This window comes from Burkholderia sp. WSM2232 (genome assembly GCF_000472545.1).
Taxonomy (GTDB): Bacteria; Pseudomonadota; Gammaproteobacteria; order Burkholderiales; family Burkholderiaceae; genus Paraburkholderia.
In genome coordinates this window covers 330001-341838 of record NZ_KI421432.1, presented here as the reverse complement: position 1 = coordinate 341838, position 11838 = coordinate 330001, and the positions used below count along the sequence as shown (strand labels likewise).

Sequence of the window (11838 nt, the reverse complement as noted above, 5' to 3'; positions counted from 1 at the left end):
AGTGCGGACCACCGCATGTTGCAGGATTTCAGGAGACACATCGATGCACCCCTCGCCTTCCACTCTTGCGCCCGGACAGTCCAAGGCCGCGGCGGTTTTCCGCGTGACCGCCGGGAATTTCCTCGAGCAGTTCGATTTCTTTCTGTTTGGTTTCTACGCGACGCAGATTGCCGGCGTCTTTTTTCCGGCCGGCAGCGAATTCGCCTCGTTGATGATGACCTTCGCGGTGTTCGGCGCCGGTTTCCTGATGCGGCCGCTGGGCGCGATCGTGCTCGGCGCGTACATCGACGACGTGGGCCGCCGCAAGGGCCTGATCGTCACGCTCTCCATCATGGCGAGCGGCACGATTCTGATTGCGTTTGTACCGGGCTACTCGACAATCGGCCTTCTGGCGCCCGCGCTCGTGCTGGTTGGCCGGCTGCTGCAAGGCTTTTCGGCAGGCGCCGAGCTGGGCGGCGTGTCGGTGTATCTCGCCGAGATGGCGACGCCCGGCCACAAGGGCTTCTTCACAAGCTGGCAGTCAGCGAGCCAGCAGGTGGCGATTGTCGTCGCCGCGGGCCTCGGCTTCGCGCTCAACCAGTGGCTCGACGCGTCCGCCATTGCAGCCTGGGGCTGGCGCGTTCCGTTCTTCGTCGGATGCATGATCGTGCCGTTCATCTTCATGCTGCGTCGAAACCTGGAGGAAACGCAGGAGTTCAAGGCGCGCCGGCATCGCCCGGGCATGGGCGAAGTGTTCCGCACGCTGGGGCAGAACTGGGCCGTGGTGATCGCGGGCATGATGCTGGTCGCGATGACCACCGCGAGCTTCTATCTCATCACGGTGTACGCGCCGACTTTCGGCAAGACCGTCCTGCACTTGAGCACCGCGGACAGTCTGCTGGTCACGCTGTGTGTCGCCGTGTCGAACTTCGTGTGGCTTCCTGTTGGCGGAGCCCTTTCCGACAGGATCGGCCGCCGGCCGCTGCTCGTCGGCATGACGCTGCTCGCCATTGCCACGGCCTACCCGGCGCTGTCACTGCTCGCGCACGCCCCGAGCTTCGTCAACATGCTGCTGGTGCTGCTCTGGCTGTCGTTCATGTACGGCATGTACAACGGCGCGATGATCGTCGCACTCACGGAAGTGATGCCGGTGCAGGTGCGGGTCGCGGGCTTCTCGCTTGCCTATAGTCTCGCGACGGCGGTGTTCGGCGGCTTCACGCCGGCCATCTCGACAGCGCTCATTCACATGACTGGCGACAAGGCCGCGCCCGGCTACTGGATGAGCTTTGCCGCGACGTGCGCGCTTCTCGCGACGTTTGCGCTGTATCGCCGCCGCGCACCGACGCTGACGCCGGCACATTGATGTGTGCCGTTGCGCCGCCAGGTCGTTGCGTCGCTGCGCCTCATTCGAACTCAAACCATTCGAGACAATTCCGATCATGAGAAACCTGCTTCTGAAATTCTGCGCGGCGGCACTGGTCGCGACGACGGCTGCCACGGCGAACGTGCAGGCCGCCGACCTGCACGTCATCAGTTCCGGCGGCTTTACCGCCGCGTACAAGGCGCTCGGGCCCAGGTTTGCATCCGAAACGGGCAACACGCTCGACACCGCGCTCGGTCCGTCGATGGGCAAATCGCCTGAAGCAATTCCGAACCGGCTGGAACGTGGCGAGCCTGCCGACGCCGTCATCATGGTCGGCTATGCACTGGACGACCTGGTCCAGAAGGGCAAGGTGATCCCCGGATCGCGTGTCGAGCTGGCCGATTCGCGCATAGGCATGGTCGTGCGCGAAGGAGCGGCGAAGCCTGACATCAGTTCGCCCGAGGGGCTGCGGCAGACGCTGCTGCATGCGAAGTCCATCGCTTACTCGGACAGCGCGAGCGGTGTCTATATCGAGCGGGAGTTGTTCAGGAAGCTCGGCATTGAAGATCAGGTCAAGGCGAAGAGCCAGAAAATTCAGCGGATTCCGGTGGCCTCGGTGGTGGCGAACGGCGACTACGAAATTGGCTTCCAGCAGGTGAGCGAATTGCTGCCGGTGAAGGGCGTGACGTTCGTCGGCAAGATTCCCGAGTCGCTACAGTCGGTCACGCGTTTCGCAGCCGGCATTCCCGTCGCCGCCCAGCATCCGAAGGAAGCGAAAGCGCTGCTCGACTACCTGGCTTCGCCCGGCGTGCAAGCCGAAGTCAGATCGACCGGGCTCGATACTGTTTCCACTCATTGAGTTGCCGGCATAAGGAAGGCTTGCCGTCGCCTGCGGCGCATCGTGCGTGGTGCGTGGTGTGTCGTGCATCGTGCGCCACGCATCAGCACGGCCTTTCCGTCACGGCCCCGTGGTATCACTGGCCGCGCCCTTCGCAGCGTCCGCGCCGTCGCGCGTTGCCGACCCAAGCATCTGCGCAAGACGCGTACGGTCACAAGCGCCTTCCCACATCGACACGAAAATCACCGCGCACGCGTTGCTGATTACGCTCGTGAGCGCGCGTGCCTCGGACATGAAGCGGTCGATGCCTACCAGCAGCGCCACACCGGCTACCGGCAGATCGGGAAGCACCGTGAGGGTCGCGACCAGCGCGACGAGCCCGCTGCCCGATACGCCTGCCGCTCCCTTCGAGGTAACCAGCATGACCGCGAGCATCATCGCGATTTGCGTCGCGGAAAGCGGCACGTCACACGCTTGCGCAATGAACATGGATGCGAGCGTCAGATAGATCGCGGTGCCGTCGAGATTGAACGAATAGCCGGCGGGCAGTACCAGTCCTACGACGCCCTTCTCGCAGCCAAGCGCTTCAAGCTTGGCGATCAGGCGCGGCAGCACCGGCTCCGTCGACGATGTCGCGAGAACGATCAGCAATTCCTCGCGCACGTAACGCAGCAGCCGCCAAAGCGCGAATCCGTGCAGCCGTGCGAGCGGAGCGAGCACTAGCGCAATGAACAGCAGACATGCCACATAGAAGGCTCCCATCAGCATGCCGAGCGAGCCGACCGAGCGAATGCCGAAGCGGCCCACCGTAAACGCCATCGCGCCGAATGCGCCCAGCGGGGCGAGCCGCATGATCATCGCGAGAATGCGGAACAAGGTCTGCGCCATGCCGTCGATTAGCGCGAGCACCGGCCTCGCAGCGTTCGGATACGCATTGAGCGAAAATCCGAACAGCAGCGAGAGCAGCAGCACCGGCAGCACCTCGCCTTTGTCGAAAGCGCCGAGCATTGTCTCGGGAATAACGCCGAGCGCGAATGCGACAAGGCCGTGCGGCTGCGCACTTTTCACATATTGCGCAAGCACGCTCGCATCCAGATGATGCACGTCGATATGCATGCCCGAACCCGGCCGCAGCACGAAGGCGGTAACAAGTCCGATCGCGAGCGCCACGGCAGTAAGCGAATAGAAGAGTGCCAATGCCTGAAAGATCGTGCGGCCTACCGCCTTACCGCTCGCGAGCGACGTAATGCCCGAGACGATCGTGCAGAAGACGATCGGCGCGATCATCATGCGCACGAGGCCGACGAACCCGTCGCTGAGCGGCTTGAGCAAGGCGCCCGCGTGCGGCAGGAAGTGGCCGAGTGCCATGCCGGCCAGCATGCCCAGCAGAACCTGCAGATACAGCGAACGCAGCGGTCTTGCCCACCTCACGGTGTATTTTTCCTGACAGGCTGTCTTTTCGTAGATGTGCTTTTTGCAGGCGCACTTTTCGTAGACGCACGATTGCCCGATGCATCGTTCTTCGCCAGACCGCCGCGCTTGAGCTCGACAATCGTTTTGTGAAACTCCTGGGCGGCTGGCGTCAGCGGACGTCCGCGGCGTCTTACGATTCCCACGCGGCGCTTCACTACCGGTTCAACGAGCGGCATACTCGTGAGGATCGGATGATCGCGTCCGGGCATGGCCATAGAGGGCACCGCGGCAACCCCGAGCCCCGCTTCGATCAGGCCGAGCATCGTGGTCACATGGCGGGTTTCGCACACGCTCGGTGCGCGCGGCGCCACGGCCGAAAGCGCCTGGTCGAGCAGCAGGCGGTTGCCCGAAGTCTTGTCCACAGAAACGTACTCGTGCTCGTAAAGCTCGTTCCAGGTCACGCGCTTTTTGCCAGCCAGCGGATGATCGCGACGGCAGGCTGCAACGAAGCGCTCCTCCAGCAGCATCTTGAACTCGAGCTCAGGCTCCTGGCTGCCCATGAAGCTCACGCCGAAGTCAGCTTCGCCGCTGATAACGGCGCCCAGCACTTCATTCGCGCTCGAATCCAGCAGCTTGACGCGGATGCGCGGAAAGCGGCGATGATAGCTCTCGATCACGGCCGGCAAAAAATAGTAGGCCACGGACGGCACGCAGGCGATCGTCACATGCCCGAGGCGGCTGGACGAAACATCGCGAATGCCGAGCAGCGCGACGTCGAGATCGTCGAGGAGTTGTTCCGCGCTCGGGGCGAACACGCGGCCGACGGTGGTGAGCGTGACACTGCGCGTGGTGCGCTCGAACAGACGCACGCCAAGCGCCCCCTCGAGCTTTTCGATGCGGCGGCTCAGGGCCGGCTGGGAGATGCTGACCGCTTCGGCGGCCTTGCGAAAGCTCCCTAACTCCACCACTGCGCGAAACGCCTGCAAGTCATTCAAATCGAAGTTCACTCCCACGGGCACCCTCCACATCCTGGATGCGCACATTTTGCATGACGCTGTGTGAGGCGGCCATCATGAAGTACCCGCGCGACCTTCGAGCGCTTGCGTGCAGGTCTTAGCGTTTCGTCATTGCCGCGGCGGCGACCGGTCACGCGGCCCAGTCGAGCAGCGGCCGTAGAGCGCATAATATGCAGACCCCAAAGACCAAAACCTCAGGCGCAGCGGCGAAGATCGCATGACCGCGGGTTAGCGGCCATAATGTGCCGCTGCAATCGACTTCAGAGGCGAAAAACGATGGACAAGCAAGGCTTCACCACGAGCATCGTGCATGGCGACAGAATCGCGGGCAACGAATTCGGCGACGTGCGCCAGCCGATTCACACGTCCGTGCAATACGGGTTTGAGCGCGTCGAAGATCTGATCGGCGTGTTCCAGGGTACGCGCAAAGGCGGCTTTAACTACGCGCGCCAGGGCACACCCACAACCGCCGCACTCGAACGCAAGATTACAAGCCTGGAAGAAGGCGTCGGCACTATCTGCTTCGGCACGGGCATGGCTGCGATTACGGCGACCTTTCTGACGCTTTTGCGCGCAGGCGATCACCTTGTTTCGAGCCAGTACGTATTCGGCAACACCAATAGCCTGTTCGGCACGTTGCGCGGGTTCGGTATTGAAGTCACGACTGTCGATGCAGGCGACGCGGAGAACGTGAAAAACGCACTACGGCCGAATACGCGCATGGTGTTCGTCGAAAGCATCGCCAATCCTGGCACGCAGATTCCGGATTTGCAGCGCATCGGCGAGCTGTGCCGCGAGCGCGCCATTGCTTATGTGGTCGATAACACGATTACGTCGCCGGCCTTGTTCCGGCCGAAAGCGGTCGGCGCGAGTCTCGTCATCAATTCGCTGACCAAGACGATTGCGGGTCATGGCGCCGCGCTCGGCGGCGCGGTTACAGATACGGGCGTGTTCGACTGGAGCGCCTATCCGAACATTGCGGACGACTATCGGCGCGCAGCGCCGAAAGAGCAGGGTCTGTTGCAGATCCGCAAGAAGGGTTTGCGCGACATGGGCGCGTCGTTGTCGTCCGAACAGGCGCACTCCATCGCGATGGGCGCCGAAACGCTTGCGCTGCGCGTGAAGCAAAGCAGCGAGAACGCGCTGGCACTCGCGCGTTTTCTGGAGAAACACGAAGCCGTCGGCAAAGTGTTCTATCCGGGGTTGGAGAGTCATCCGCAATACGACATCGCGCAGGCGCTGTTCAAGGGCGCGTCGTGGCTGCTGTCGTTCGAATTGCGCGACGCCGGGCGTATGGCGGAGGTTGTCAACGCACTCAAATTGCCGATCAAGGCAACGGGTCTAGGGGACACGCGCACGCTCATCATTCCCGTAGCGCCCACTATTTTCTTCGAGGCCGGAGCCGAAACACGCAAGGCGATGGGCATTTCGGACGGAATGCTGCGGCTGTCGGTGGGTATCGAGGATATTGACGATCTGATCGCGGATTTCTCGCAGGCGCTGAAGGCGGCTTGATGTGCGATTCGCCGCGCGCTGACAGCAGTCATGCAGGAGCTTGGACACGCGATTGCGCGAGCGCTACCTGACATGCGCAACGGTTGGCACATTCAGGTTAGCGCCTGATTCGCCGCCGCCGCCCGCGCTCTCAACCAGTTGATGCTGGCAAAGAGCAGCACCGCAAATACGATCAGCATGGTGGCGACGGCGAGAATGGACGGATCGATCGAGTCGCGAATGCCGCTCCACATCTGGCGCGGCACGGTTTTCTGATCCGGCCCGCCGATGAACAGAATGACGATGACTTCATCGAACGACGTCGCAAACGCGAACACGCTGCCCGTTGCAACGGCGGGCATGATGAGCGGCAACGTCACGCGACGGAACGCGGTCCACGGTTTCGCGCCGAGACCCGAGGCGGCGCGCAACAGACTCTGATCGAACGACAGCAGCGATGCCGTCACCGTAATCACGACAAACGGCGTGCCGAGCGCCGCATGCGCGAGCACCACGCCGGGGTAGGAGTTCACCAGCCCAAGCGGCGCAAAAATCAGATAGAAGCCGGCGGCTACCACGACGATCGGCACGATCATCGGCGAAACGATGATCGGCATGATGACCGAGCGCAGCGGGAACTGCGAGCGCGACAGCCCCAACGCAGCGAGCGTGCCGAGACAGGTCGCAATCAGCGTTGACGCCGCGCCGATGCCGACGCTGTTCAACAACGCGCGCTGCCAGTCGGCGCTCGTCAAGGCCTGCTCGTACCATCGAAAAGAAAAGCCCTGCATCGGATACGAGAAATACGAGCCCGAATTGAACGAGAGCGGAATGATGGCGAGGATAGGCGCGATCAGAAAGAACAGGACGAGCGCGGTATGCAAGCGCACCCAGCGCGCGGCAATGCGCTCCGTCAACACCGTGTTGCGTTTGTCTTGCATGAGTGTGTCCTTCGGCAGGCCGATTAACCGAAACGCAGCCGGTCAATGCCGACGATACGGTTGAACAGGAAGTAGAAGATCGCCGTGAAGATCACGAGATACGCCGACAGCGCGCCCGCAAGTCCCCAGTTGAGCTGCGTGTTGGTTTGAATCGCAATGAGCTGACTGATCATCTCGTCGCCTGCGCCGCCGAGCAGCGCGGGCGTAATGTAGTAGCCAAGCGCAAGCACGAACACGAGAAAACATCCGGCGCCGACGCCTGGCAGCGTTTGCGGCATATACACTCGCACGAACGCCGTGAACGGATGCGCGCCGAGCGACTTGGCCGCTCGCACATAGACGGGCGAGACGCTTTTCATCACCGAATAGATTGCGAGAATCATGTACGGCAGCAATACATGCGTCATGCCGATCAGAACGCCCGTGCGATTGAAAATGAGCGGTACAGGATGCGTGGCAAGACCCAGCCCGGACAACACGCTGTTGATGACGCCGCCGGGTTGCAGCAGCACATACCACGCGGTCGTGCGGACAAGCAGCGACGTCCAGAACGGCACGATCACGAAAAGCATCAGACGGCTACTGCTTTTCGCCGGCAGATTGGCAAGCAGCCACGCGACCGGATAGCCAAGCACGAGGCACAGCAGCGTGACGGTTGCGCTGATCGAGATGGTGCGAATGAACGCTTCGCGATAAACCGACGCGTTAGCGGGCATTGACGCGACGCCGCCTTCGGGCGTGACTTGCGCATCGACGGCGGCGAGCAGATAGTCGGGCGTCGGCGACTCGGCGGCGCGCTTGAGCAGGCGCCAGACTTCCGGCGAGTTCCATCGTTCGTCGATCTCGATCAACGCAGGTTTCCACGCTGGTGGCGCGGCTTCGTGAAGGTTACGCGCAGTGCGCATCAATAGACTGCGAAACTCGGGCTGCGCGAAGTTGAGTCTGCGCGCGACCGTGCCGAGCTGCCCGCCTTCCTGAGCCTGCTTCAGGCCTTGGGCAAGCAGCATGAAGCTGCGTTCGTCCGGTACGCCGCGGCCGTCCCATGCATTCAATGCCTGCGTTAGCGCTGGCATGCTGTCCGGAACTTCGTGGTTCTGCACGCTGCGTGCGAGAAGCATCGCAATCGGCGCGACAAATGTCGACAACAGAAAGAGGATGAGCGGTAACGCGAGCACAAGCGCCCGCACCGATGCGCGCCGTTGCGCCTTGTCATACGATGCGCGGCCATCGGCTCTCGCGGGAGAACCGGCGGTCGTTGCATGGATCGATGCGGGCATGTTCGTGATCTCGTTCTGCGTGAACCTGGTTACTGCGTGAGCCAGACCTGGAAGCGCTTGTTGATCGCGTCGGCGTTATCGGCCCAGAAGTTCGCGTTGATCTGCACGGCGCGCTTGAAGTTGTCCGGCGCGGTCGGCATGTCGGCAAGACGCTGTTTGTCGACGAGCGCTACCGCCTGCTTGCGCGGCGGCGCATAGGCGATGTACTTCGCGAGGTCCGCCGACGCCTTGGGCTGCGCTTGCGAGACGATGAACTTCGATGCGAGATCGGCATGCTTCGCGCCGCTCGGAATGCCCCACCATTCAAAGTCATAGACCTGCGCATCCCACACCGTCTTGAACGGCTTGTGGTCTTTTTTGATTGCGTCGTCGATGCGGCCGTTATAGGCCTGCACCATCACGACAGCACCGTCGGCCAGCAACTGCGGCGCCTGCGCGCCGGATTCCCACCACACAATGTTCTTCTTGATTGTGTCGAGCTTCTTGAACGCGCGGTCGACGCCTGCGGGTGTGCCGAGCACTTTATAGACATCTTTGGGATCGACGCCGTCGGCGATCAACGCCCATTCCATCGCCACTTTCGGCGACTTGCGCAGGCCGCGCTTGCCCGGGAATTTCTGAACGTCGAAGAAATCGTTGACGGTGGTCGGCGCGCTCTTCAGCTTGCTCGAATCGTACGCGTAGACCGTAGACCAAACCATGCTCGCGACCGCACATTCGCTGATCGAACCGGGAATGAAGTCACTGGTATTGCCGAGTGCCTTCTTGTCGAACTTCTGGAGCAGACCTTCATCGCATGCAGTGATCGCATCGTTCGTCTCGAGGTCGATCAGGTCCCACGTCGTATTCTTGGCCTGTTCCATTGCCGAGAGCTTGGCGAGGCCGCCGTCATACGATTCGAGCGAGAACTGGGTGCCGTTCGCTTGCGTGAACGGGTCCATCCAGGCCTTTTTGGCCGCGGCTTCAAATGCGCCGCCGAACGTGACGACATTCAGCGTTTCCGCTGCTTGCGTTGTCACGCTGGCGAAGGCGAGTAAAGCGAGTGCGGCGCATTGTGCTTTGAGTTGAGTGCGCATGTCAGTTGGCTCCTGCAGGTGCGGTCGTGATGAGTGAAGGTGAGGGCGTGGCGGGACTATTGATCTCGGTTGCGCGGGGCGGTGCGCTCACCGCGAGAATCTTGCAGTCGTCATGACGCCAGGCGACTTCTATGGTGTCGCCAGACGAAGGGAGCGCATGGCGCTGCGTATTGGGTACTTTCACGACGAGGGAATCGCGCAAGCCGAACTTCAGATGCACGCGATGATGGTCGCCGCAATAAACGAGTTCTTCCACCCGCGCGCGCACAACGTTATGGTGCTCGTCGGGTTGCAGTCCTTCCGCGCCTGGAATATGCGCACGCTCGGGGCGCAGCGCCAGCATGGCTTCGTCGCCTGTGCGCAAACCCTGCTCGTAGCGTCCGCGAATGACGCTGCCGTCCGATAGTGCGAGCGTTGCCCACCTGTCGTCGCAATTCACCACTCGCCCCGTCAGGCCATTGTTCTCGCCGACAAAGTTGGCAACGAAAGCGTTCTGCGCATTCTCATAGAGTTCGCTTGGCGTGGCCGCCTGTTGTATGCGGCCGTCGGAGAAGACGGCGACGCGGTCGGACATGGTCAACGCTTCGGCCTGATCGTGCGTCACATAGACGATCGTCAAACCCAACTCGCAATGCAGCCGCATGATCTCGTATTGCATGGTTTCGCGCAGGCGCTTGTCGAGCGCGCCAAGCGGTTCGTCCATCAGGACGACACTCGGTTCGAATACCAGTGCGCGCGCAAGCGCAACGCGTTGTTGCTGCCCGCCCGAGAGCTGCGACGGGCGGCGATTCGCCAGATGCGGCAGTTCGATCATGTCGAGCGCACGCTTGACGCGCGCCTTCTGCTCGGCCCGGCTTACGCGTCGGACAGAAAGGGGAAATGCCACGTTCTCCGCAATCGTCAGATGTGGGAACAGCGCATAGTTCTGAAACACCATGCCGATGTCGCGCTGATGCGGCGGCTTGTCGTCGAGCCGCTTGCCGTCGAGCCGAATCTCGCCTTGTGTCGGCGATTCGAAGCCCGCGAGCATCATCAGCGTGGTCGTCTTGCCCGAGCCCGACGGACCCAGCAGCGACAGGAATTCTCCCTTACGCACATCGAGGTTCAGATCGTCGACGACATAGTTCGTGCCGTCGTACGACTTGCTCACGCCCGAGAACGAGATGAAGGAAGGGTTTGACATCGTGATTGCGTCCTGTCGTTCTTAATGCGGTTTCAGCTTGCTCGCGAGATAGCGCGCAAAATCATAATTTGGCCGTTCGAGATGACTGAGATGCCCCGGCTTTGCAAGCGGCGCATGCACACCGCGAAAAACCGCTTCCACGCCGCGCCTGTCTTCGGCGTTGACCTCATCGAGCAACTTCTTGAGCGTGGCCATATGCGCGTTTGCTTGCGGGTCGGCGACGAATTCCGGCGCGAGGCCGCCGCCGAAGCGGATATGCACGCGGCCTACGCCTTGCGGTTGCAGCACGAGATACCAGAAATAGCCCGGTGTGAGCGTAATCAGATGCGTGGGATAGACGGCTAGCAGCGCGGTGGTCTTGCGCCAGTGCCCGCTCAAACGCGTGTTGTCAGGATGCGCGTTGCCGATGGGTAACGACGCTTCCTTGGTGATCCAGTGATAGTTGAATGCCGCCCGACCCGGCGGGCAATCCATTTCTTCGAGTCGCGAGTGCGGTCCTACTGTCGCGCGATGAAGCATCGGCAGGTGATAACTCTCCATGAAGTTTTCGGCGAGGATCTTCCAGTTGGTGTCCCACACATGCTCTTCATAGAAAGTTTCGATGTAGTCTTGCATGCCGTACGCATCGATCAGCGTGCCCAATTCCGCAAGCTGCTCGTGGACCGGTTGCGCGTCCCGGTCGAGCGTGACGTAAATCCAGCCTTGCCATTGCTCGCAACGCACGGCGGGCAGCTCGTATCTCTCCTTGCAGAAACCCTCCTGGCGGTCCATCAGGGGCGCGCCCTTCAATGCGCCGTCGAGCGAGTAATTCCACGCGTGATAGGGACACACGATGCGCCGGACATTGCCGCGTCCTTCCAGCAACACGGACATGCGATGCAGACATACGTTGGACATTGCCTTGAGTTGCATCTGCTCGTCGCGCAACACGACGACCGGCTGTGCGCCGATGCGTGCCGTGAGGTAATCGCCAGGAGCTTTCAGCGCACTCGCGCGGCCCACGCACTGCCATTCATGGTCGAAGATATCGCGCTCTTCAAGAGCCAGAAACTCCGGCGATGTGTAGACGCCCGGGGGCATCGCGCGCGCGTCGCTGAACGGCCGATCGCAGCCAAGGCGCAATGCGTTGACCAGTTCGCTCAGTGTGGCGTTGTCCATGGCGTTGATCCCTGCGTCCGTTGAGCAAGAGCGCGTGCGGCAATGCGCTCGACATGGACTCAATCTATCAAGCCAATATGCCAGTCAAAATATAGTTTTC

The 11838-nt window shown here is 61.7% G+C and carries 10 protein-coding genes; 3 read left to right on the top strand and 7 right to left on the bottom strand.

Translation table 11 applies throughout. The features are described from left to right. Positions 1 to 43 precede the first annotated feature (43 nt). A complete protein-coding gene (locus F757_RS0131340; RefSeq protein ID WP_027214792.1) occupies positions 44 to 1342 on the top strand; it encodes an MFS transporter in 1299 nt (432 codons plus the stop codon). A gap of 76 nt (positions 1343 to 1418) precedes the next feature. Next, on the top strand, positions 1419 to 2201 hold the full coding sequence (locus tag F757_RS0131335) for a substrate-binding domain-containing protein (protein WP_027214791.1): 783 nt from the start codon (positions 1419 to 1421) through the stop codon (positions 2199 to 2201). 99 nt (positions 2202 to 2300) lie between these two features. Here F757_RS0131335 and dctA read toward each other — a convergent pair whose 3' ends face one another. Both dctA and F757_RS0131325 read right to left on the bottom strand, forming a co-directional pair. Then, complete coding sequence (gene dctA, locus F757_RS0131330; RefSeq protein ID WP_027214790.1) at positions 2301 to 3611, bottom strand: C4-dicarboxylate transporter DctA; 1311 nt, start codon at positions 3609 to 3611, stop codon at positions 2301 to 2303. After that, positions 3608 to 4606, bottom strand: a complete 999-nt coding sequence (locus tag F757_RS0131325; protein WP_027214789.1) for a LysR family transcriptional regulator — start codon at positions 4604 to 4606, stop codon at positions 3608 to 3610. The genes dctA and F757_RS0131325 overlap by 4 nt, the downstream gene beginning before the upstream one ends. 279 nt (positions 4607 to 4885) lie before the next feature. On the opposite strand from F757_RS0131325, the gene F757_RS0131320 reads away from it, so the two are divergent. Continuing rightward, complete coding sequence (locus F757_RS0131320) at positions 4886 to 6124, top strand: cystathionine gamma-synthase family protein (protein ID WP_027214788.1); 1239 nt, start codon at positions 4886 to 4888, stop codon at positions 6122 to 6124. Positions 6125 to 6216: 92 nt separating this feature from the next. On the opposite strand, the gene F757_RS0131315 is transcribed toward F757_RS0131320, so the two are convergent. From F757_RS0131315 to F757_RS0131295, 5 genes are read right to left on the bottom strand one after another with little or no spacing between them, the layout of a single operon-like run. Beyond that, positions 6217 to 7044, bottom strand: coding sequence for an ABC transporter permease (locus tag F757_RS0131315; RefSeq protein WP_027214787.1), 828 nt, complete (start codon positions 7042 to 7044; stop codon positions 6217 to 6219). Between the two features lie 23 nt (positions 7045 to 7067). Beyond that, entirely contained in the window at positions 7068 to 8321 is a 1254-nt protein-coding gene (locus F757_RS0131310; RefSeq protein ID WP_027214786.1) for an ABC transporter permease, read from the bottom strand. A gap of 29 nt (positions 8322 to 8350) precedes the next feature. Then, a complete protein-coding gene (locus F757_RS0131305; protein WP_027214785.1) occupies positions 8351 to 9397 on the bottom strand; it encodes an ABC transporter substrate-binding protein in 1047 nt (348 codons plus the stop codon). A gap of 1 nt (position 9398) precedes the next feature. Continuing rightward, a complete protein-coding gene (locus F757_RS0131300; protein WP_027214784.1) occupies positions 9399 to 10580 on the bottom strand; it encodes an ABC transporter ATP-binding protein in 1182 nt (393 codons plus the stop codon). 21 nt (positions 10581 to 10601) lie between these two features. Beyond that, a complete protein-coding gene (locus tag F757_RS0131295; protein ID WP_027214783.1) occupies positions 10602 to 11738 on the bottom strand; it encodes an SRPBCC family protein in 1137 nt (378 codons plus the stop codon). Positions 11739 to 11838 lie beyond the last annotated feature (100 nt).